This is a genomic window from Pseudomonas sp. PAMC 29040, assembly GCF_003994535.1.
GTDB lineage: Bacteria > Pseudomonadota > Gammaproteobacteria > Pseudomonadales > Pseudomonadaceae > Aquipseudomonas > Aquipseudomonas paraversuta.
Genome location: NZ_RZAA01000005.1, coordinates 44634 through 65154 on the forward strand (window position 1 = coordinate 44634; position 20521 = coordinate 65154).

At 57.8% G+C, this 20521-nt stretch carries 23 protein-coding genes; 22 read left to right on the top strand and 1 reads right to left on the bottom strand.

Annotated features, from left to right (window positions below; translation table 11 throughout):
- Positions 1–53 precede the first annotated feature (53 nt).
- The gene (locus WG29040_RS10185) at positions 54–581 is read left to right on the top strand and encodes a glycine zipper 2TM domain-containing protein (protein WP_003443390.1); all 528 of its coding nucleotides are present in this window, start codon (positions 54–56) and stop codon (positions 579–581) included.
- 150 nt (positions 582–731) lie between these two features.
- Here WG29040_RS10185 and suhB read toward each other — a convergent pair whose 3' ends face one another.
- Entirely contained in the window at positions 732–1547 is an 816-nt protein-coding gene (suhB, locus tag WG29040_RS10190) for an inositol-phosphate phosphatase (protein WP_003443386.1), read from the bottom strand.
- A gap of 143 nt (positions 1548–1690) precedes the next feature.
- Between suhB and trmJ the strand changes: the two genes are divergently transcribed.
- The 21 genes from trmJ to WG29040_RS10295 all read left to right on the top strand — a co-directional run bounded on the left by trmJ (position 1691) and on the right by WG29040_RS10295 (position 20447).
- Positions 1691–2461 carry a tRNA (cytosine(32)/uridine(32)-2'-O)-methyltransferase TrmJ gene (trmJ, locus tag WG29040_RS10195; RefSeq protein ID WP_003443383.1) on the top strand — a complete coding sequence of 257 codons (771 nt, stop codon included), beginning with the start codon at positions 1691–1693 and terminating at the stop codon, positions 2459–2461.
- 2 nt (positions 2462–2463) lie between these two features.
- Positions 2464–3240, top strand: a complete 777-nt coding sequence (cysE, locus tag WG29040_RS10200; RefSeq protein WP_003443380.1) for a serine O-acetyltransferase — start codon at positions 2464–2466, stop codon at positions 3238–3240.
- A gap of 243 nt (positions 3241–3483) precedes the next feature.
- Positions 3484–3975 (top strand): Fe-S cluster assembly transcriptional regulator IscR, encoded by a 492-nt coding sequence (gene iscR / locus WG29040_RS10205; RefSeq protein WP_003443378.1) that lies wholly within the window; start codon positions 3484–3486, stop codon positions 3973–3975.
- A 49-nt stretch (positions 3976–4024) separates the two neighbouring features.
- Positions 4025–5239, top strand: coding sequence for an IscS subfamily cysteine desulfurase (locus WG29040_RS10210; RefSeq protein WP_003443375.1), 1215 nt, complete (start codon positions 4025–4027; stop codon positions 5237–5239).
- Between the two features lie 95 nt (positions 5240–5334).
- A complete protein-coding gene (gene iscU / locus WG29040_RS10215; protein ID WP_003443374.1) occupies positions 5335–5721 on the top strand; it encodes a Fe-S cluster assembly scaffold IscU in 387 nt (128 codons plus the stop codon).
- Between the two features lie 67 nt (positions 5722–5788).
- On the top strand, positions 5789–6112 hold the full coding sequence (gene iscA / locus WG29040_RS10220; RefSeq protein ID WP_003443371.1) for an iron-sulfur cluster assembly protein IscA: 324 nt from the start codon (positions 5789–5791) through the stop codon (positions 6110–6112).
- 8 nt (positions 6113–6120) lie between these two features.
- Positions 6121–6642, top strand: coding sequence for a co-chaperone HscB (hscB, locus tag WG29040_RS10225; RefSeq protein WP_003443369.1), 522 nt, complete (start codon positions 6121–6123; stop codon positions 6640–6642).
- Positions 6643–6693: 51 nt separating this feature from the next.
- Positions 6694–8556: a Fe-S protein assembly chaperone HscA gene (hscA, locus tag WG29040_RS10230; protein WP_127196106.1), complete on the top strand. Its 1863-nt coding sequence runs from the start codon at positions 6694–6696 to the stop codon at positions 8554–8556.
- A 3-nt stretch (positions 8557–8559) separates the two neighbouring features.
- Positions 8560–8901, top strand: a complete 342-nt coding sequence (gene fdx, locus WG29040_RS10235) for an ISC system 2Fe-2S type ferredoxin (protein ID WP_003443365.1) — start codon at positions 8560–8562, stop codon at positions 8899–8901.
- Between the two features lie 12 nt (positions 8902–8913).
- Positions 8914–9114 carry a Fe-S cluster assembly protein IscX gene (gene iscX / locus WG29040_RS10240; RefSeq protein ID WP_003443363.1) on the top strand — a complete coding sequence of 67 codons (201 nt, stop codon included), beginning with the start codon at positions 8914–8916 and terminating at the stop codon, positions 9112–9114.
- Positions 9115–9208: 94 nt separating this feature from the next.
- On the top strand, positions 9209–9634 hold the full coding sequence (gene ndk, locus WG29040_RS10245) for a nucleoside-diphosphate kinase (protein WP_003443361.1): 426 nt from the start codon (positions 9209–9211) through the stop codon (positions 9632–9634).
- Between the two features lie 28 nt (positions 9635–9662).
- Positions 9663–10811, top strand: coding sequence for a 23S rRNA (adenine(2503)-C(2))-methyltransferase RlmN (gene rlmN, locus WG29040_RS10250; RefSeq protein ID WP_003443359.1), 1149 nt, complete (start codon positions 9663–9665; stop codon positions 10809–10811).
- Between the two features lie 12 nt (positions 10812–10823).
- Positions 10824–11582 (top strand): type IV pilus biogenesis/stability protein PilW, encoded by a 759-nt coding sequence (gene pilW, locus WG29040_RS10255; RefSeq protein WP_010655613.1) that lies wholly within the window; start codon positions 10824–10826, stop codon positions 11580–11582.
- Complete coding sequence (locus tag WG29040_RS10260; RefSeq protein WP_127196107.1) at positions 11582–12538, top strand: RodZ family helix-turn-helix domain-containing protein; 957 nt, start codon at positions 11582–11584, stop codon at positions 12536–12538. The genes pilW and WG29040_RS10260 overlap by 1 nt, the downstream gene beginning before the upstream one ends.
- A gap of 3 nt (positions 12539–12541) precedes the next feature.
- Positions 12542–13651, top strand: coding sequence for a flavodoxin-dependent (E)-4-hydroxy-3-methylbut-2-enyl-diphosphate synthase (gene ispG / locus WG29040_RS10265; protein WP_003443351.1), 1110 nt, complete (start codon positions 12542–12544; stop codon positions 13649–13651).
- 22 nt (positions 13652–13673) lie between these two features.
- The gene (hisS, locus tag WG29040_RS10270; RefSeq protein ID WP_003443349.1) at positions 13674–14963 is read left to right on the top strand and encodes a histidine--tRNA ligase; all 1290 of its coding nucleotides are present in this window, start codon (positions 13674–13676) and stop codon (positions 14961–14963) included.
- Between the two features lie 40 nt (positions 14964–15003).
- Positions 15004–15645 (top strand): tetratricopeptide repeat protein, encoded by a 642-nt coding sequence (locus WG29040_RS10275; RefSeq protein WP_003443347.1) that lies wholly within the window; start codon positions 15004–15006, stop codon positions 15643–15645.
- The gene (gene bamB / locus WG29040_RS10280; protein WP_029612229.1) at positions 15638–16789 is read left to right on the top strand and encodes an outer membrane protein assembly factor BamB; all 1152 of its coding nucleotides are present in this window, start codon (positions 15638–15640) and stop codon (positions 16787–16789) included. Before WG29040_RS10275 ends, bamB begins: the two co-directional genes overlap by 8 nt.
- Before the next feature lie 138 nt (positions 16790–16927).
- On the top strand, positions 16928–18397 hold the full coding sequence (der, locus tag WG29040_RS10285; protein WP_003443342.1) for a ribosome biogenesis GTPase Der: 1470 nt from the start codon (positions 16928–16930) through the stop codon (positions 18395–18397).
- A 122-nt stretch (positions 18398–18519) separates the two neighbouring features.
- A complete protein-coding gene (locus WG29040_RS10290) occupies positions 18520–19668 on the top strand; it encodes a pyridoxal phosphate-dependent aminotransferase (protein ID WP_010655615.1) in 1149 nt (382 codons plus the stop codon).
- Entirely contained in the window at positions 19656–20447 is a 792-nt protein-coding gene (locus WG29040_RS10295; RefSeq protein ID WP_003443339.1) for an amidohydrolase, read from the top strand. The genes WG29040_RS10290 and WG29040_RS10295 overlap by 13 nt, the downstream gene beginning before the upstream one ends.
- Positions 20448–20521 lie beyond the last annotated feature (74 nt).

Genomic DNA, 20521 nt, shown 5'->3' on the forward strand with positions numbered 1-20521 from the left:
AAGGCTGGGATTAGCGTGGGATTTTTCCCATCTGTGATGGTTTGGAGGTTCAAGTGAACAAGTCTTTGCTGGTAGGTGCTGTTTTAGGTGCGGTGGCTGTGACCGCCGGGGGCGCTTTTGCCACCTACACCCTGGTTAAAGGCCCTGAGTCTGCGCAGGTATTGGCTGTTCAGCCGGTCACGCAACAGATCAAGACACCGCGTGAGGTGTGCAAGGATGTGACTGTGACGCGTCAGGCGCCGGTCAAGGATCAGCATCAGATCGTCGGTAGCGTACTGGGTGCAGTCGCTGGTGGTTTGCTGGGTAATCAGGTGGGTGGTGGTAACGGCAAGAAGATCGCCACGGTGGCCGGTGCGGTCGGTGGTGGCTATGCCGGTAACAAGGTTCAGGAAGGCATGCAGAACCGCGATACCTATACCACGACGCAAACGCGCTGCAACACGGTCAACGACATCAGCGACAAGGTTGTCGGTTATGACGTGCGTTACTCGCTGGATGGCAAGGAAGGCAAGGTGCGGATGGATCATGAGCCGGGCAATGAAATTGCCGTCGACAAGCAGGGCAAGTTGATCCTGAATTAATGCCACTGCCGGGGCGGGCTGTTCAGCGGGGCATTGCGGATATCGAGTCTGCTGGTATCCGGAGTCCGGTCAAAGGTTGGTCAGGTCTTTGTTGGAATGGCAGTCAAAAAAAGCACCCCGAAGGGTGCTTTTTTTATGCGCGGAGTTCGCTTAGCGTTTCAGCGAGGCCGGTAGGTGTGGCTGGATTGCGGTCAGTACAGCTTTGAAGCACTTGGTGTTGCCGGCAACGATGTGGCCTTTTTCAAGGAAATCGTGGCCGCCGGTGAAGTCGCTGACGAGACCGCCGGCTTCCTGGATCAGCAGGGCGCCTGCTGCCATGTCCCACTCGGACAGGCCCGACTCCCAGAATGCGTCATAACGGCCGGCTGCAACGTAAGCCAGGTCCAGGCTGGCAGCACCGGCGCGGCGGATGCCGGCAGTCTGGCCAACCAGGCTGCGGAACATGCCCAGGTAGTTATCTAGGTTGTCCATCTGGTTGTCGCGGAACGGGAAGCCGGTACCCAGCAGGGCGCCATCAAGGCTGGTGCGACCGCTGACACGCAGGCGGCGACCATTGAGCTGGGCGCCACGGCCACGGCTGGCGGTGAATTCTTCCTGGCGAACCGGGTCGAGAACCACTGCGTGCTCAAGGCGGCCACGGTATTTGCAGGCGATGCTTACGGCGAAGTGTGGAACGCCGCGCAGGAAGTTGGTGGTGCCATCCAGCGGATCGATGATCCACAGGTAGTCTTCACCTTCACCGCTGCCTGGGTGCATGCCGGTTTCTTCACCGCGGATGCCGTGTGTCGGGTAGGCCTTGCGCAAGGCGTCGATGATTTTCTGTTCAGCAGCACGATCGACTTCAGAGACGTAATCCTTGGCGTCTTTTTCGTCGACCTTGATGGTATCCAGGCGCTCGATGGAGCGGAAAATCAATTCACTGGCGCTGCGGGCGGCGCGCAGCGCGATATTCAGCATGGGCTGCATGGACGTTTCACCTAGGTCGTTAAAGAAAGCCGAATATTCTATCAGAAAAGTTCAGTAGATGAAGGTTTGCATTAGCTTTCGTAGCTTATGGCGTTTCGCTTAGGTAAGATTTGCTCCCTTTTGTTGGCCTGTGAGCGCTTCCTTTGCTGCCTAATATTCGTGTCGTTCTGGTCAATACCAGTCATCCCGGGAACATCGGCGGTGCTGCGCGTGCCATGAAAAACATGGGATTGTCGCGGCTGGTTCTGGTGGAGCCCAGGTTGTTTCCGCACCATGAGGCTGATGCCCGGGCGTCGGGGGCGGGTGACATTCTTGAGAATGCACAAGTCGTTGCCACCCTGGAAGATGCCCTGGTGGGTTGTAATCTGGTGCTGGGCACCAGTGCCCGTGATCGTCGTATCCCCTGGCCGCTGCTGGACCCGCGCGAGTGCGGGCAGAAAGTGGTGGAAGAAGCGGGGCAGGGGGCTGAAATCGCCCTGGTGTTCGGTCGTGAAGATTCCGGCCTGACCAATGAAGAGCTGCAGCGTTGCCACTTTCATGTGCATATCCCTTCGGACCCCGAATTCAGCTCTCTGAATCTGGGTGCTGCCGTGCAGGTCTTGAGCTACGAGATCCGCATGTCATGGCTGGCGGCTCAGGGTCAGCCGAGCAAAATCGAAAAAGAGGAAGTGGCTTCCACTAAAAGTGGCGAGCTGGCGACCATGGATGAACTGGAGCGCTTCTATGAGCATCTGGAGCAGACCCTGGTGGCCATCGAGTTCATGGATCCGGAAAAACCGCGTCACCTCATGGCGCGCTTGCGCCGACTGTACGGGCGCAGCTCGGTCAGTCGTGCAGAAATGAACATTTTGCGTGGCATTCTCACCGAAACCCAAAAAGCAGCTCGTGGCGAGTTGCTCAAGCGCAAGGATTAATGATGTTCGAGCGTCTGCGTGAAGATATCCAGAGTGTGTTTCATCGTGATCCTGCTGCGCGTAATGCTTTTGAGGTGTTGACCTGCTACCCGGGCATGCATGCCATCTGGATTCACCGCTTGTCCGCTTTGCTGTGGGGGGCTGGCTGGAAATGGCTGGCTCGGCTGGTGTCGAACTTCGGGCGCTGGCTGACCGGGATCGAGATTCACCCGGGGGCCAAGGTGGGGCGTCGGTTTTTCATCGACCACGGCATGGGTATCGTCATTGGTGAGACGGCTGAAATCGGCGACGACGTGACCCTTTATCAGGGTGTGACGCTGGGCGGCACGAGCTGGAACAAGGGCAAGCGCCATCCGACTCTGGAAAACGGGGTTGTGGTGGGGGCGGGGGCCAAGGTTCTTGGTCCGTTTACCGTGGGTGCCGGAGCCAAGGTTGGCTCCAATGCCGTGGTGACCAAAGAGGTGCCTGCCGGGGCGACGGTTGTCGGGATCCCGGGGCGCATCATCATCAAGAGCGACGATGAGGCACAAGCCAAGCGCAAGGCCATGGCCGAGAAGATTGGCTTTGATGCTTACGGTGTCGGCGAGGACATGCCGGATCCGGTGGCGCGGGCCATTGGTCAGTTGCTGGATCATCTGCAGGCGGTCGACGGCAAGCTTGATGGCATGTGCGGGGCGCTCAAGGATCTGGGCAGCACTTATTGCGCTCAGGACCTGCCGCAGCTGCGCGAAGAGGACTTCGCCTGCGTCAAGGACAAGGATCAAGGCAAGGCGGTCTAGGTCTTGCTTTGACCCTGGGGGAGCTGGTCTGGTGACGCTGCGCTGAGCAGTCGCCGGCCTCTGGGGCCCCCGGGGTCTTGCGCGTCAGGCCTTGATGCCTCATGTGCCATTACGCCGCATACCCTGCTACAATGCGCGCGCTGTTTTGCGGGTAATCCCGACTAAAGTACTAGGTCTAATACTTGACTTAAATAGTCGGGAATAGCATACTCGCCTCCATTCCGAATTCCGTGGTACCTGTCCATGAGACTGACTACAAAAGGCCGTTACGCCGTTACTGCAATGCTTGATTTGGCGTTGCACGCACAGCACGGGCCGGTGTCCCTGGCTGATATTTCCGAACGCCAGGGCATTTCCCTATCCTACCTTGAGCAACTGTTTGCCAAGTTGCGCCGCAGCAGTCTGGTTTCCAGTGTGCGTGGCCCGGGCGGCGGCTATCAGCTGTCGCGCGACATGCAGGGTATTCAGGTAGCCCAGGTTATCGATGCAGTGAACGAGTCCGTCGATGCCACGCGTTGCCAGGGGCTTGGCGATTGCCATGCCGGCGACACGTGCCTGACCCACCATTTGTGGTGCGACCTGAGCCTGCAGATCCACGATTTTCTCAGCGGTATCAGCTTGGCTGATCTTGTCACTCGCCGTGAGGTACAAGAAGTAGCCCAGCGTCAGGATCAACGCCGCTGTAATGGCAAGGCGCCACACCTGGATAAGATCGAAGCGTCCGCCGTCGAGTGATTGCATAAAAACGACGGTGCGCCAGCCAGCCTGATTTAGGAGATAGTCCATGAAATTGCCAATTTACCTCGATTATTCAGCCACTACCCCGGTTGATCCGCGTGTTGCTCAAAAAATGAGCGACTGCCTGCTGGTTGACGGCAACTTCGGTAACCCGGCGTCGCGCTCCCACGTATTTGGCTGGAAGGCTGAAGAAGCGGTGGAGAATGGCCGTCGTCAGGTCGCCGATCTGGTTAACGCCGACCCGCGTGAAATTGTCTGGACCTCCGGTGCAACCGAGGCCAACAACCTGGCGATCAAGGGTGCCGCGCATTTCTATGCCACCAAAGGCAAGCACCTGATCACCGACAAGATTGAACACAAAGCCGTCCTCGACACCATGCGTCAGCTGGAGCGCGAAGGCTTTGAAGTGACCTATATCGAACCGGGTACCGACGGTCTGGTAACGCCGGCCATGGTTGAAGCGGCCATGCGTGATGACACCATCCTGGTTTCGATCATGCACGTGAACAACGAAATCGGCACCGTCAACGATATCGCCGCCATTGGTGAGCTGACTCGCTCGCGCGGCGTGTTGTTCCATGTCGATGCGGCCCAGTCCACTGGCAAGGTTGAAATCGACCTGGCAAAACTGAAAGTCGACATGATGTCCTTCTCGGCTCACAAGACTTACGGTCCTAAAGGTATCGGCGCACTTTATGTAAGCCGCAAGCCTCGCGTACGTATCGAAGCTGCCATGCACGGCGGCGGTCATGAGCGCGGCATGCGTTCGGGCACCCTGGCTACCCACCAGATCGTGGGCATGGGCGAAGCGTTCCAGATCGCCAAAGAAGAAATGGCCGCCGAGAACATCCGGATCAAAGCCCTGAGCGACCGTTTCTTCAAGCAGGTTGAACACCTTGAAGAGCTGTACGTCAACGGCAGCATGACCGCCCGCGTACCGCACAACCTGAACCTGAGCTTCAACTATGTTGAAGGCGAGTCGCTGATCATGGCGCTCAAGGATCTGGCCGTGTCGTCCGGTTCGGCCTGTACCTCTGCTTCCCTTGAGCCGTCCTACGTGTTGCGCGCCCTGGGCCGTAACGACGAACTGGCACACAGCTCGATCCGCTTCACCTTCGGTCGTTTCACCACTGAAGAAGAAATTGATTACGCCGCGCAGAAGGTTTGCGAGGCTGTTACCAAGCTGCGCGCACTGTCGCCGCTGTGGGACATGTACAAAGACGGCATCGACATTTCGAAAATCGAATGGGCGGCGCACTAACAATTTAAGTCGCCACAGGCAGGCGCTGTAAACGCAGCGAACAGCAGCATTGCAGCGTCTCAAGAGCGACTCTCTGATGAGTGAGGATTAGTACCATGGCTTACAGCGAAAAGGTCATCGACCACTACGAAAACCCGCGCAACGTCGGCAAGATGGACGCGGAAGACCCGGATGTCGGCACCGGCATGGTGGGTGCACCGGCGTGCGGCGACGTGATGCGTTTGCAGATCAAGGTCAACGAGCAGGGCATCATTGAAGATGCCAAGTTCAAGACCTATGGTTGCGGTTCGGCAATCGCTTCCAGCTCCCTGGCAACCGAGTGGATGAAGGGCAAGACTCTGGATGAAGCAGAGACCATCAAAAACACTCAGCTGGCTGAAGAGCTGGCCTTGCCACCGGTAAAAATTCACTGCTCGGTACTCGCAGAAGACGCCATCAAGGCAGCTGTTCGCGATTACAAGCAGAAGAAAGGTTTGATCTGATCCGTTTGCCCGCTGCCAGCAATGGCGCGGGCAGGGTGATGATACTGGCGATTCGTAAGGAGTCCTGATGGCTATCAGCATGACAGAAGCGGCGGCCCGGCATATTCGTCGTTCCCTTGACGGGCGCGGCAAGGGTGAGGGGATTCGTCTGGGTGTTCGCACTACGGGCTGTTCCGGTCTCGCCTATGTGATGGAGTTCGTTGATGAGGTCGGCAGTGAGGACCAGGTGTTTGAGAGTCATGGCGAAAAGGTGATCATCGATCCCAAGAGCCTGACCTATCTCGACGGTACCGAACTCGATTTCACCAAGGAAGGGTTGAACGAAGGCTTCAAGTTCAACAATCCCAACGTGCGCGGTGAATGTGGCTGCGGCGAAAGCTTCAACATCTGAGGCTACTCGTGGGCACTCCTTGTCATTTCGCATTATTTGAACTGCAGCCGAGCTTCACGCTGGATCTCGAGCAGTTGGCCACGCGCTACCGTGAGTTGGCGCGTGGTGTGCATCCGGATCGATTTGCTGATGCTTCCGAGCGTGAGCAACGACTGGCGCTGGAGCAATCCGCCAGCCTCAACGAGGCCTACCAGACGCTCAAAAGCCCACCCAAGCGCGCGCGTTACCTGCTTGCGATGAATGGGCGTGAGATGCCGCTGGAAGTCACGGTGCATGATCCCGAGTTTCTGATGCAGCAGATGCATTGGCGCGAAGAGCTTGAAGACTTGCAGGACAGCGCCGATATGGCAGGTATTGCTGCATTCAAGCGTCGGCTCAAAGCCGCTCAGGATCAGTTGAACGACAGCTTCGCTGCTTGCTGGAATGATGCAGCGCAGCGCGAACAGGCCGAGCGCCTGATGCGCCGCATGCAGTTCCTCGACAAGCTCACTTACGAAGTGCGCCAGTTAGAAGAGCGCCTCGACGATTAACCCAGTGCCGCCACGGTTGCACGCCTGATATACAGATAAGTCCTGATTACGATGGCCCTACTGCAGATCGCCGAACCCGGCCAAAGTCCTCAACCGCACCAGCGACGTCTGGCTGTGGGGATCGACTTGGGCACTACCAATTCGCTGGTCGCTGCTTTGCGCAGCGGTCTTTCCGAGCCGCTAGCCGATGCTGACGGCAAAGTCATCCTGCCGTCTGCGGTGCGTTATCACGCCGATCGCATCGAGGTGGGCGAGTCTGCCCGTCTGGCGGCTTCCAGTGATCCTTTCAATACCGTGCTGTCGGTCAAGCGCTTGATGGGTCGTGGTCTGTCCGACGTCAAGCAATTGGGCGAGCAGCTGCCTTATCGCTTTGTGGGCGGTGAGTCGCACATGCCGTTCATTGACACCGTGCAGGGCCCGAAAAGCCCGGTAGAGGTGTCAGCCGACATTTTGAAAGTACTGCGCGAGCGTGCTGAAAAAACCTTGGGCGGAGAATTGGTAGGGGCGGTGATCACCGTGCCGGCTTATTTCGATGACGCTCAGCGTCAGGCCACCAAGGATGCGGCGCGACTGGCCGGGCTCAATGTCTTGCGCCTGCTCAACGAGCCGACTGCTGCTGCCGTGGCGTACGGTCTTGACCAGCACGCTGAAGGCGTGGTCGCCATCTATGACCTGGGTGGCGGTACTTTCGATATCTCGATCCTGCGTTTGACCGGCGGTGTGTTTGAAGTCCTGGCCACTGGCGGCGACAGCGCCCTGGGCGGCGACGACTTTGACCATGCGATTGCCAGCTGGATTGTCGAGCAGGGAGGTTTGTCGGCGGATCTCGATCCGGGCACCCAGCGCCAATTGCTGCAAATTGCCTGCGCTGCCAAAGAAGGTCTGACCGATGCTTCGTCTGTATCCGTCGCTTATGGCGACTGGCAGGCCGAGCTGACCCGTGAAGCTTTCGATGCCCTGATCGAGCCGATGATTGCCCGCAGTCTGAAGGCTTGTCGCCGTGCTGTACGTGACTCCAATATTGAGCTTGATGAAGTTCAGGCGGTGGTGATGGTCGGTGGTTCGACCCGCGTGCCGCGTGTGCGCGAAGCGGTTGGCGAAATGTTTGGTCGTCAGCCATTGACCGATATCGACCCCGATCAGGTGGTCGCCATTGGTGCTGCGATTCAGGCCGACACCCTGGCCGGTAACAAGCGTGATGGTGGCGAACTGTTGTTGCTGGACGTGATTCCGCTGTCGCTCGGTCTTGAGACCATGGGCGGCCTGATGGAGAAGGTCATTCCGCGCAACACCACAATCCCGGTGGCTCGTGCGCAAGACTTCACCACCTATAAAGACGGCCAGACGGCCATGATGATTCATGTGCTGCAGGGCGAGCGCGAGCTGATCAGTGATTGCCGCTCCCTGGCGCGTTTTGAATTGCGTGGCATTCCGCCCATGGTGGCCGGTGCCGCCAAAATCCGCGTCACCTTCCAGGTCGATGCTGATGGTTTGCTCAATGTGACGGCCCGCGAACTGGGGTCGGGTGTCGAGGCAACCATTCAGGTCAAGCCGTCCTACGGTCTGACCGATGGTGAAATCGCCAAAATGCTCAAGGATTCGTTCCAGTACGCCAGTGACGACAAGGTCGCACGGGTGTTGCGTGAGCAGCAGGTCGATGCTCAGCGTCTGATCGAGGCGGTACAGGCGGCGCTGGATGTTGATGGCGATCGTTTGCTGGACGCCGAAGAGCGGATGGTCATCGAACTGCAAATGCAGGAACTGGCCCAATTGTTGAAAGGCACCGATGGTTATGCCATCGAGCAGCAGACCAAGCGTCTGTCGCAAGTGACCGATGCCTTCGCTGCCCGGCGCATGGACTTGACGGTTAAAGCCGCCCTGTCGGGACGCAACTTGAATGAAATCGAGGAATAACTGATGCCGCAGATCATTTTTCTGCCACACGCCGAGCATTGCCCGGACGGTATGGTTGTTGAGGCTGAGACCGGCAAAACCATTCTCGAAGTGGCCCACGACAATCACATCGAAATCGAAAGCGCGTGCGGCGGTGTTTGCGCCTGCACCACTTGTCACTGTGTGATTCGTGAAGGCTTCGACTCCCTCAATGAGGCTGACGAGCTGGAAGAAGACTACCTCGATCGGGCCTGGGGTCTGGAAGCGACCTCGCGCCTGAGCTGTCAGGCCCGGGTTGGCACTGAAGACATCACGGTCGAAATTCCGAAATACTCGCTCAACCACGCCGCCGAAGCGCCGCACTGATAAGGAATTGTCATGAGCCTTAAATGGGTTGATGTGCAGGAAATCGCGATACAACTGGCCGAAGCCCATCCGGATGTCGATCCGCTGACGGTGAATTTCGTCAAGCTGCGCAACCTGGTCATGGCGTTGCCTGAGTTCGATGACATCCCTGATCGTGGCGGCGAGAAGGTCCTCGAAGCCATTCAGGGCTTGTGGATCGAAGAAGCGGACTAAACTTGCAACGCGCGTAATTATGAAATACCCAAGAACCCGCGTATAATTCGCGGGTTTAATTTTTCGCTTAAATCACTGTTTCTGGAGTTACACCATGGCTGTTCAACGCACTTTCTCCATCATCAAGCCTGACGCTGTTGCAAAAAACGTTATCGGCGAGATCACCACCCGTTTTGAAAAAGCCGGCCTGAAGGTTGTAGCTTCCAAACTGAAGCAACTGTCCAAAGCTGAAGCTGAAGGCTTCTACGCTGAGCACAGCGCTCGTGGCTTCTTCGGCGACCTGGTTGCTTTCATGATCTCCGGTCCGGTTGTTGTTCAGGTTCTGGAAGGCGAAAACGCCATCGCTCTGAACCGCGAACTGATGGGCGCTACCAACCCTAAAGAAGCAGCTGCCGGCACTATCCGTGCTGATTTCGCTGAATCCATCGACGCTAACGCTGTTCACGGTTCCGACTCTGAAGCAGCTGCTGCTCGCGAAATCTCCTACTTTTTCGCAGCTACTGAAGTAACCACTCGCTAAGTATTGGCTCGTGAGTGAGGGTGAAGACATGATTGCAACGACTGGCAAAACAAACCTGCTGGGCCTGACTCAGCCCCAAATGGAGAAATTCTTCGACTCAATCGGGGAGAAGCGTTTCCGTGCCGGTCAGGTCATGAAGTGGATTCACCACTTTGGCGTCGATGATTTCGACGCCATGACTAACGTCAGCAAGGCCTTGCGCGACAAGCTCAAGGCCATTGCTGAGGTTCGTGGACCTGAAGTCGTCAGCGAGGACATCTCCACCGATGGCACCCGTAAATGGGTGGTTCGTGTCGAGTCCGGCAGCTGCGTCGAAACCGTTTACATTCCCCAGGGCAAACGTGGCACTTTGTGCGTTTCGTCCCAGGCTGGCTGTGCCCTGGATTGCAGTTTCTGCTCCACCGGCAAGCAAGGTTTCAATAGCAACCTCACCGCCGCCGAAGTAATCGGCCAGGTGTGGATTGCCAACAAATCCTTTGGCAGCGTCCCGGCAACCGCCGACCGTGCCATCACCAACGTGGTGATGATGGGCATGGGTGAGCCGCTGCTGAACTTTGACAACGTGATTGCCGCCATGCATCTGATGATGGATGACCTGGGCTACGGCATCTCCAAGCGCCGGGTGACACTGTCTACCTCGGGCGTGGTGCCGATGATCGATGAGCTGGCCAAGCACATCGACGTTTCCCTGGCTTTGTCGCTGCATGCACCCAACGATGCATTGCGCAGCCAGTTGGTGCCGATCAACAAAAAGTACCCGCTCAAAATGCTGCTTGAGTCCTGCCGTCGCTATATGTCGACCCTGGGCGAGAAGCGTGTCTTGACCGTTGAGTACACCATGCTCAAAGACATCAACGACCACGTCGAACATGCCGTGGAAATGATCGAGTTGCTCAAGGACACCCCTTGCAAGATCAACCTGATCCCGTTTAACCCGTTCCCGCATTCGGGCTATGAGCGTCCAAGCAATAACGCCATTCGCCGTTTCCAGGATCTGCTGCATCAAGCCGGTTATAACGTGACAGTGCGTACCACTCGCGGTGAAGACATCGACGCTGCTTGCGGCCAGTTGGTCGGTCAGGTCAATGACCGTACCCGTCGTAGCGAGCGCTGGGTTGCCGGGCACGAGCAGAGCGGCGAAGGCGATGTAACGCAAAATGCTTCGCCGGCTCCCTGAGAGAGGACATCCATGATCCTGCGCGCCGCGCTTTCTTTTGGCTTGCTCAGCTTTTTGGCTGGCTGTGTGTCATCGGGCGGCTCAAACCCGATGACCACTGACAAGGGGCGTAACGCGGCGCGCGAGGCATATGTTCAACTGGGGCTGGGTTATCTTCAGCAGGGTATGACCGAGCAGGCCAGGATCCCCTTGAGTAAAGCCCTGGAACTCGACAAGACTGATCCGGACACCAATGCTGCCCTGGCATTGGTGTTTCAGTCCGAGCAGGAGTTCGAACTGGCCGGGCAGGCCTTTCGCACAGCACTGCGTGCGCGGCCGGACGATGCCCGGATCCTGAATAACTATGGCAGCCTGCTTTTCGGGCAGCAGCGTTATCAGGAGGCCCATGATCAATTCCACAAAGCCCTGGCCGACAACCTTTATCCCGAGCGTTCGCGCATCTACGAGAACCTGGGGGTCGCTTCACTCAGGCTGGGGCAACGGGATGCGGGTCGCCAGCAGCTCGAAAAAGCCTTGCGCCTGAACCGTCAACAACCCCGTGCACTGCTCGAAATGGCTGAGTTGTCTTACGAAGACAGGCATTATGTGCCCGCACGTGACTATTACGATCGTTTTAGCCTGCTTAGCGGGCAAAATGCACGTAGTCTATTGCTCGGTGCGCGACTGGCGAGTGTTTTCGACGAGCGCACCCCAACTGCCAATTATGGCCAGCAACTAAAACGACTCTATCCCGGCACGCCGGAATATCAGCAATACCTGTCGGAGCAATGATGAAAGCGGCGCAACCCGAAGTTCTAGCAGCGACTCGTGTCAATCCCGGTGAGACTCTGCGTCAGGCCCGTGAAAACAATGGATGGACGTTGGCTGAAGTCGCCTTGAAACTCAATCTCACGGCCAGTTCCCTGAGCAACCTTGAGACCGGGGCGTTCGACAAGCTGCCAGGCCATACTTTTGCCCGCGGTTACATCCGTGCCTATGCCAAATTGCTTGGCATGGATCAGACCAGCCTGGTCCATGAGTTTGATTTGTACACAGGGACTGATGCCAATGGCAGCAACGTGCACAGTCTTGGCCGGATTGAAGAGCCTGTGCGGGTTTCCCACACCATTTTGCGTATTGTCAGCCTGCTGTTGCTGATCGCCGTGATAGGTGGCGGTTTCATCTGGTGGCAGGACCAGACGTCCATGCGCGCCAAGGACCTGATCGGTCTGGCTCCGGAACACGTCGAAGTTGAAGGTGCTGACGGTACGACCCGGATTCACCCGCTCGACGAGCCGGAAGACCAGGCAGTGGCAGAAGCCAAGGTCGAAGGCGAGACGCCTGTGGCGACTGATCCTGCTGCGCAGCAGGCCGGGACAGATGCGCCGGCATTGCCGGTTACGCCTGTAACGCCTGCCGCTACGCCAGCCCCTGTTGCCCCGACCCCGGTTGTGCCGGCACCTGTTGCAGTCCCTGATGCGGCGGCGCCCGCGGCACCGGTTGCAGGCACTGGCAAGGTCAATCTGCAATACACCGCCGATTGCTGGACTCAAGTCACCGATGGCACCGGCAAAGTGCTGTTTGGTGGTCTGAAGCGCAAGGGCGAGAATCTTGAAGTGAGCGGCAAGCCTCCACTGACCCTGCGTCTGGGCTATGCCCGTGGCGCACAGGTGACCTACAACGGTCAGGCTGTGGATGTGGCTCCTTTCACCAGTGGCGAGACTGCTCGCCTGAAGTTAGGTCAATAAGTCATGCACGGCGAATCACCAATCAAACGTCGCGAATCGCGAAAAATCTGGGTTGGCTCGGTGCCAGTAGGTGGCGATGCCCCTATTGCCGTACAGAGCATGACCAACAGTGACACCAATGACGTGGCTGCGACTGTTGCCCAGATCAACCGGCTGGAAGCCGCAGGCGTCGATATCGTGCGCATTTCCGTGCCCGATATGGATGCAGCCGAAGCTTTTGGTCGCATCAAGCAACTGGTCAAGGTGCCCCTGGTTGCCGATATCCACTTCGATTACCGGATCGCCTTGCGCGTGGCCGAACTGGGTGTGGACTGCCTGCGGATCAACCCGGGCAACATCGGTCGCGAAGACCGTGTGCGTGCAGTGGTTGATGCTGCCCGTGATCGCGGTATTCCGATCCGTATCGGGGTCAACGCCGGTTCGCTGGAAAAAGACCTGCAAAAGAAATACGGCGAGCCGACGCCTGCTGCTCTGGTTGAGTCGGCACTGCGTCACGTTGAGCACCTCGAACGCCTGAATTTCAGGGACTTCAAGGTCAGCGTAAAGGCCTCGGACGTATTCATGGCGGTTGAGGCCTATCGTTTGCTGGCCAAGGAAATCGTCCAGCCGCTGCATTTAGGTATCACCGAAGCCGGCGGTTTGCGTTCAGGCACAGTGAAATCTGCCGTGGGCCTAGGTATGCTGCTCGCCGAAGGGATTGGCGATACTATTCGCATCTCTCTGGCGGCAGACCCGGTCGAGGAAGTAAAAGTCGGTTACGACATCCTCAAGTCCCTGCACCTGCGCTCGCGTGGCATCAACTTTATTGCCTGTCCAAGCTGCTCGCGGCAGAACTTCGACGTGGTGAAAACCATGAACGAACTCGAAGTGCGGCTTGAAGACCTGCTGGTACCGCTGGATGTGGCGGTGATCGGTTGTGTGGTCAACGGCCCCGGCGAGGCGAAAGAAGCCCATGTGGGCTTGACCGGCGGTACACCGAACCTGATTTACATCGACGGCAAGCCGTCGCAGAAGTTGACGAATGAAAATCTGGTGGATGAGCTCGAAAGGCTGATCCGGCAGAAAGCGGCCGAAAAGGTCGAAGCTGACGCAGCAGTTATCGCGCGCGGCTAATCAAACGAATAAAGGATTTTCTGTGAGCAAGTCTTTGCAAGCCATTCGTGGCATGAACGACATCCTGCCTGAGCAGACGCCTCTATGGCGCTACTTTGAGAGCACGGTCTCGCGTTTGCTGGATAACTACGGTTACAAGCAAATCCGCATGCCAATCGTTGAATTCACCGAGCTGTTCAAGCGCTCGATCGGTGAAGTGACCGATATCGTCGAAAAAGAGATGTACACCTTCGAAGACCGCAACGGCGATTCGCTGACTTTGCGTCCCGAAGGTACGGCTGCCTGCGTACGTGCGGTGCTGGAACACGGCATTACCGGTGGCGGCCAGGTTCAAAAGCTGTGGTACATCGGCCCCATGTTCCGCCACGAGCGCCCGCAAAAAGGCCGCTATCGCCAGTTCCATCAAATCGGGGTTGAAGTATTCAACCTGGATGGTCCGGATATCGATGCCGAACTGATCGTGCTCACCTGGCGCCTGTGGGGCGAACTGGGTATCCGCGATGCGGTCACGCTTGAGCTCAACAGCCTGGGCACCAGCGAAGCCCGTGCACGTTATCGTGCCGCGCTGGTCGAATACCTGTCCTCGCGTCTGAGCGAGCTTGACGAAGACAGCCAGCGTCGCTTGAAATCCAACCCGCTGCGGGTGCTCGACAGCAAGAACGCCGATACCCAGGCGGTTCTGGTTGATGCCCCGAAGCTGGTGGATTACCTGGACGAAGAGTCCCGTGTGCACTTTGAGGGCCTCAAGGCGCGCCTGGATGCTGCCGGGATTCCTTACGTGATCAACCCCAAGCTGGTTCGCGGGCTCGATTACTACAGCAAAACCGTATTTGAGTGGGTCACTGACAAACTCGGTGCCCAGGGCACCGTGTGTGCCGGTGGTCGTTATGACGGTCTGGTCGAACAGATGGGTGGCAAGCCCACCACGGGCGTCGGTTTTGCAATGGGTATCGAGCGCTTGATCCTGCTGCTCGAAACCCTTGAGCAAGTCCCGGCAGAAATCGCACGTCAGGTTGATGTTTACCTGTGTGCTTTCGGTGAGGCTGCTGAACTGGCTGCCCTGACGTTGAGCGAAGGTGTTCGTGATCAACTGCCAAACCTGCGCTTGCAGATCAATGCCGGCGCTGGCAGCTTCAAAAGCCAGTTCAAGAAGGCCGACAAGAGCGGTGCGCTGTATGCACTGATCCTGGGTGACGACGAATTGGCCCAGCAAGTAGTAGGCGTCAAACCCCTGCGTGGCCAGGGCGAACAACAAACGATTGCCTGGGATGCTCTTGCCGAGCACTTGGCCACCTGCATCGTGCAGGGTTGAAGCTGTAAAACAGCCGAATTAGCGAATAAGGAGTGTTGGGGTGTCGAGTAACGATGATGATCAGCTGGGCGAGTTGAAAGACTGGTGGCAGCGTAACGGCAAACCCCTGGTTACTGGCGCCCTGCTGGCACTGGTGGTAGTGGCTGGCTGGCAGCTTTGGCACAAATATCAGAGCAATCAGTCGCAAGGCGCGTCGATGCTCTACCAGCAATTGCTTGAGGCCACCCTCACGCCTGACGGTCAGCCCGATGTGGCCCGTGTGGCGGATCTGGCCAGCAAGTTGAAAAACGAATACGCAGGTACGGCCTACGCACAGTTTGGCGGTCTTTTTGTGGCCAAGGTTGCAGTGGACAACGGCAAGCTTGATGACGCCGCCACCGAGCTGAAAATCATTGTCGACAAACCGGCGAATTCGACCCTGGGTGAAGTGGCGCGTCAGCGTCTGGCTCAGGTTCTGGCAGCCCAGGGCAAAGTTGACGATGCCCTGAAGTTGCTCGAAGTCGATTCCGACAAGGCATTCCTGGCCAGCCGTGAAGAGCTGAAGGGCGACTTGCTGGTTCAGCAGGGTCGCACTGACGACGCACGCAGCGCCTACGAAAAAGCCAAAGCAGCGCTCTCCGATGAAGCGGCTGTCGGTGGCTTACAAATCAAGCTCGACGACCTGGCCAAAGGAGATGCGTGAAGTGATGCGTTGGAAACATGCGGCATTGCTGGCTCTGGTCATTTTGGCCGCGGGTTGCAGCAGCAACAGCAAAAAAGAACTTCCGCCAGCCGAGCTGACTGACTTCAAAGAAGAAGTCGTTCTGCAAAAGCAGTGGGATCGCTCGATCGGTGACGGTCAGGGTAAGACCTACAACATGCTGGTTCCGGCTGTTGAAGGTAATACCATCTACGCGGCTGACGTGACCGGTGTAGTGATGTCCTTGGACCGCATGAACGGCGACGTTCAGTGGAAGAAAGACCTCGAACTGCCTGTTTCTGGCGCCGTAGGTGTTGGCTATGGCCTGGTGATGCTCGGTACCTTGCAAGGTGACGTAGTAGCCCTGGACGCCAGCACGGGTGAAGAAAAATGGCGCTCTCGTGTTAACAGCGAAGTGCTTGCTCCACCACAGACCAACGGTGACATCGTCGTGGTGCAAACCCAGGACGACCATCTGGTAGGTCTGGATGCTTCAACCGGTGACCAGCGCTGGATCTACGACAGCACGCCGGGTGTTCTGACCTTGCGTGGTACCGGTGCACCGCTGGTAACCAACCACCTGGCAATTGCCGGTCTTTCGACCGGTAAAATCGTTGCCCTTGATACTCGAAACGGCGTGCCGGTGTGGGAGCAACGGGTTGCCATCCCGCAAGGCCGTTCGGAACTCGAGCGTATCGTCGATATCGACGGTGGTCTGCTGCTGTCCGGTGGCACGCTGTATGTTGCCAGCTACCAGGGCCGCATGGCAGCACTGGAGATGGAATCCGGCCGCGTGCTCTGGCAGCGTGATGCTTCCAGTTATGCAGGTGTCGCACAAGGTTTTGGTAACGTCTACGTCAGTCTGGCGTCCGGTACTGTTGAAGCCATCGATGAACGTTCGACCACTGCACTATGGAGCAACGACGCTCTGGCCCGCCGTCAATTGTCGGCTCCGGAAGTCTTCTCCAGCTATGTGGCAGTCGGTGACATGGAAGGCTATCTGCACCTGCTAAGCCAGGTCGATGGTCGTTTCGTGGGCCGTACCCGCATAGACAGTGATGGTCTTCGGGCGCGTCCGCTGGTGGTCGGTGACATGATTTACGTGTTTGGTAACAGCGGCAAACTGGAAGCCCTGACCATTCGCTAAGGCGTCTATGCTTGAGGCTCTAGGGTCTCAGGCAGCCTTGCCCTGGCAAGGCTTGCGGCACATTTGTGCTGTTCCGAACTCTGGCCGCTGCCTTGCAGCGGCTTTTGTATTTTCTGAAATAACGAAGTGGAGAGCCGCATGGTTCCCGTAATCGCCCTGGTGGGCCGACCTAACGTCGGCAAGTCCACCTTGTTCAACCGCCTGACCAGGACTCGCGACGCCATCGTCGGCGACTTGTCCGGTCTGACCCGTGATCGCCAATACGGTGAGGCCAAGTGGCAAGGGCGTTCCTACATTCTGGTCGACACCGGCGGTATCTCCGGTGACGAGCACGGTATGGACGAAAAGATGGCCGAGCAGTCGCTGCTGGCTATCGAAGAAGCTGACGTCGTTCTGTTCCTGGTAGATGCAAAAGCGGGTTTCACAGCCGCTGACCAGATGATTGGCGAACACCTTCGCAAACGTAACAAGCGCTCGTATGTTGTCGCCAACAAGGTCGACAACATCGATCCTGAATTGGCGCGTGCAGAATTTGCCCCCTTGGGTATGGGCCATGCGATTCCGATCGCCGGTGCCCATGGTCGTGGTATCACCCAGATGCTGGAAATCGCCCTGAGCGACTTCCCGAAAGATCCGGAAGAGGAAGAAGAAGGCGAAGCCGAAGTCGTTCTTGAAGGTCAGGAAGCCAAGCGCATCCCGGGCCCGAGCGAAAAAGACGGGATCAAGATCGCCATCATCGGTCGGCCTAACGTTGGTAAATCAACGCTGGTCAACCGCATGCTGGGTGAAGACCGGGTTATCGTTTATGACGAGCCGGGCACCACGCGCGACAGTATCTACATCCCGTTCGAGCGTAACGACGAGAAGTACACGCTGATCGACACCGCGGGTGTGCGCAAGCGCGGCAAGATCCACGAAGAAGTAGAAAAATTCTCCGTGGTCAAAACCCTGCAGGCCATCAAAGACGCCAACGTGGTTATTTTTGTGATGGATGCCCGCGAAGGCGTGGTCGACCACGACCTCAACCTGTTGGGCTTTGCGCTGGAGGCCGGTCGGGCTCTGGTCATCGCGATCAACAAGTGGGACGGCATGACGCCGAGCGAGCGCGAGTTCGTCAAGGTCGAATTGACCCGTCGTCTGTTCTTTGTCGACTTCGCCGACATCCACTTCATCTCGGCGCTGCACGGCACGGGCGTAGGTAACCTGTACCAGTCGGTGCAGAACTCCTTCAAGTCAGCGGTTACCCGCTGGCCGACCAACCGTCTGACCCAGATCCTGGAAGACGCAGTTGGCGAGCACGCGCCGCCGATGGTCAACAACCGCCGGATCAAGTTGCGCTATGCCCACCTGGGTGGTGCCAACCCGCCGATTATTGTGATCCACGGTAACCAGGTCGAGAAGGTTCCAAAGTCTTACGTCCGTTATCTCGAAAACACCTACCGTCGTGTCTTGAAGCTGGTCGGTACGCCGATCCGCATCGAGTTCAAAGGTGGCGAGAACCCGTACGAAGCCAACAAGAACTCGCTGACCGACCGTCAGGTCAACAAGAAGCGCCGCATGATGTCGCACCACAAGAAAGCCGAGAAGAAGCGCAAAGACAAGCGCTGATCCGCAACCTCTTGTCGCAACGAAAAAGGGCCTTGATCGGCCCTTTTTCGTGTCTGGGGTTTGGGCTATCCTCGATGGGTCCTGTGCCGTAGTCAGAGCCGGGAACATCACAGGGAACGGCCATGATTACCAGCAAGTTGCCGAATGTCGGCACCACTATTTTCACGCGCATGTCGCAGCTCGCGACTGAAACCGGCGCGCTCAACCTGTCTCAGGGGTTTCCTGACTTCGATGGCCCGCAAGCCTTGCGCGATGCGGTGGGACATCACATCGCCAGTGGCCACAATCAATACTCGCCCATGACCGGCTTGCCTGCCTTGCGGGTGCAGGTCGCGGCGAAAATTGCCCGTAGTTACGCTGTGCAAGTCGATGCCGACAGCGAGGTAACCATCACCCCCGGTGCCACCCAGGCCATCTTCTGTGCGATTCAGGCGGTGATTCACCCCGGTGACGAGGTCATTGTGTTTGACCCGTGCTACGACAGCTACGAGCCTTCGGTCGAGCTGGCCGGTGGCCGTTGTGTCCATGTGCAACTGGGGCTGGCTGATTTCTCCATCGACTGGCAGAAGCTCGAAGACGCACTGACGCCCCGCACTCGCATGATCATCCTCAACAGCCCGCATAATCCTAGCGGCGCCTTGATCAGCCGGGCCGAGCTGGACCAGTTGGCTGCGCTGATTGCGGACCGCGATATCTACATCATCAGCGATGAGGTGTATGAGCATCTGGTGTTCGATGGCGTGCCCCATGTCAGTGTTTTGTCCCATCCCGAGCTGTACCATCGGGCCTTCGTTGTCAGTTCCTTCGGCAAGACCTATCACGTCACCGGCTGGAAAACTGGCTACGTGGTGGCGCCAGCGGCCCTGACGGCAGAGTTGCGCAAGGTCCATCAGTACGTCAGCTTCTGCGGAGTTACCCCTTTGCAGTACGCACTGGCCGACTTCATGGAGGCCCACCCCGAGCATGTTGAAGAACTGCCGGCGTTTTACCAGGCAAAGCGCGACCTGTTTTGTGATCTGTTAAGCCCGTCGCGCTTTACCTTTAAGCCGGTGGCCGGGACCTATTTCCAGTTGGTGGACTATTCCCTTATTCGTCCGGACCTCAATGACGTCGACATGGCCCTATGGCTGACCCGTGAACACGGGGTGGCGTCAATTCCGGTTTCGGTGTTCTACCAGACCCCGCCCCCAGGGCAACGTCTGGTCCGCCTGTGTTTTGCCAAACGCGAGGAGACGCTGCGTGCAGCAGCAGAAAAACTATGCGTGATCTAAGTGGGTTACCCGATTTAACCGTTGCCCTGGTGCAGACCACATTGGCCTGGCACGATCGCGAGGCCAATTTTGCGCACTTTGACGAGTTGCTCGAACAGGCGCGGGGGGCAGACCTGGTGGTCTTGCCCGAGATGTTCACAACCGGCTTCAGCATGGAGTCCAAAACCCTGGCGGAGCCCGAGCACGGTCCCACCAGCAAGTGGTTGCAGGCCCGGGCCAAGGATCTCGATGCGGTGGTCACAGGCAGCGTGATTGTGCGGGCCGCTGACGGCAGCCATCGCAATCGGCTGTTGTGGGCACGCCCGGATGGCGAGGTGCTGCACTACGACAAGCGTCACTTGTTTCGCATGGCCGGTGAGCACGAGCACTTCACGCCGGGTGAGCGTCAGGTTCAATTCGAAGTGAAGGGCTGGCGTGTTCGCCCGCTGATTTGTTACGACCTGCGCTTTCCGGTGTGGAGTTGCGACCCCCACGATACCGATCTGCTGCTGTATACAGCCAGTTGGCCGGGTGCGCGACGGCTGCACTGGAACCGGTTACTGCCAGCGCGCGCCATCGAGAACCTGTGTTATGTGGCGGCGGTTAACCGGGTGGGGACAGACGGCAAGGGCATGGTTTATACCGGTGACAGCCATGTCTTTGACTTTCAGGGCGAGTCGCTGCTCAGTGCCGGCGAAGCGGACGGGGTATTTCAGGTATGCCTGACGGCGGGTGAGCTGGCGGCCTACCGCGAGCGCTTCCCGGCCTATCTGGATGCGGATACCTTCGACCTGCACTAAACGGCACCTGCAGGAGCGAGCTCTGCGCATTGAAAAGCTCGCGCCTGCAGAGGGTTGAACATCCGGCACAAAAA

What these genes read in the sequence shown, in the direction of transcription:
- suhB (WP_003443386.1), bottom strand. Translation starts at nt 1,547, where the DNA reads ATGCAGCCCATGCTGAATATCGCGCTGCGCGCCGCCCGCAGCGCCAGT.
- cysE (WP_003443380.1), top strand. Translation starts at nt 2,464, where the DNA reads ATGTTCGAGCGTCTGCGTGAAGATATCCAGAGTGTGTTTCATCGTGAT.
- iscR (WP_003443378.1), top strand. Translation starts at nt 3,484, where the DNA reads ATGAGACTGACTACAAAAGGCCGTTACGCCGTTACTGCAATGCTTGAT.
- WG29040_RS10210 (WP_003443375.1), top strand. Translation starts at nt 4,025, where the DNA reads ATGAAATTGCCAATTTACCTCGATTATTCAGCCACTACCCCGGTTGAT.
- iscU (WP_003443374.1), top strand. Translation starts at nt 5,335, where the DNA reads ATGGCTTACAGCGAAAAGGTCATCGACCACTACGAAAACCCGCGCAAC.
- iscA (WP_003443371.1), top strand. Translation starts at nt 5,789, where the DNA reads ATGGCTATCAGCATGACAGAAGCGGCGGCCCGGCATATTCGTCGTTCC.
- hscA (WP_127196106.1), top strand. Translation starts at nt 6,694, where the DNA reads ATGGCCCTACTGCAGATCGCCGAACCCGGCCAAAGTCCTCAACCGCAC.
- fdx (WP_003443365.1), top strand. Translation starts at nt 8,560, where the DNA reads ATGCCGCAGATCATTTTTCTGCCACACGCCGAGCATTGCCCGGACGGT.
- iscX (WP_003443363.1), top strand. Translation starts at nt 8,914, where the DNA reads ATGAGCCTTAAATGGGTTGATGTGCAGGAAATCGCGATACAACTGGCC.
- ndk (WP_003443361.1), top strand. Translation starts at nt 9,209, where the DNA reads ATGGCTGTTCAACGCACTTTCTCCATCATCAAGCCTGACGCTGTTGCA.
- rlmN (WP_003443359.1), top strand. Translation starts at nt 9,663, where the DNA reads ATGATTGCAACGACTGGCAAAACAAACCTGCTGGGCCTGACTCAGCCC.
- pilW (WP_010655613.1), top strand. Translation starts at nt 10,824, where the DNA reads ATGATCCTGCGCGCCGCGCTTTCTTTTGGCTTGCTCAGCTTTTTGGCT.
- WG29040_RS10260 (WP_127196107.1), top strand. Translation starts at nt 11,582, where the DNA reads ATGAAAGCGGCGCAACCCGAAGTTCTAGCAGCGACTCGTGTCAATCCC.
- ispG (WP_003443351.1), top strand. Translation starts at nt 12,542, where the DNA reads ATGCACGGCGAATCACCAATCAAACGTCGCGAATCGCGAAAAATCTGG.
- bamB (WP_029612229.1), top strand. Translation starts at nt 15,638, where the DNA reads ATGCGTGAAGTGATGCGTTGGAAACATGCGGCATTGCTGGCTCTGGTC.
- der (WP_003443342.1), top strand. Translation starts at nt 16,928, where the DNA reads ATGGTTCCCGTAATCGCCCTGGTGGGCCGACCTAACGTCGGCAAGTCC.
- WG29040_RS10290 (WP_010655615.1), top strand. Translation starts at nt 18,520, where the DNA reads ATGATTACCAGCAAGTTGCCGAATGTCGGCACCACTATTTTCACGCGC.
- WG29040_RS10295 (WP_003443339.1), top strand. Translation starts at nt 19,656, where the DNA reads ATGCGTGATCTAAGTGGGTTACCCGATTTAACCGTTGCCCTGGTGCAG.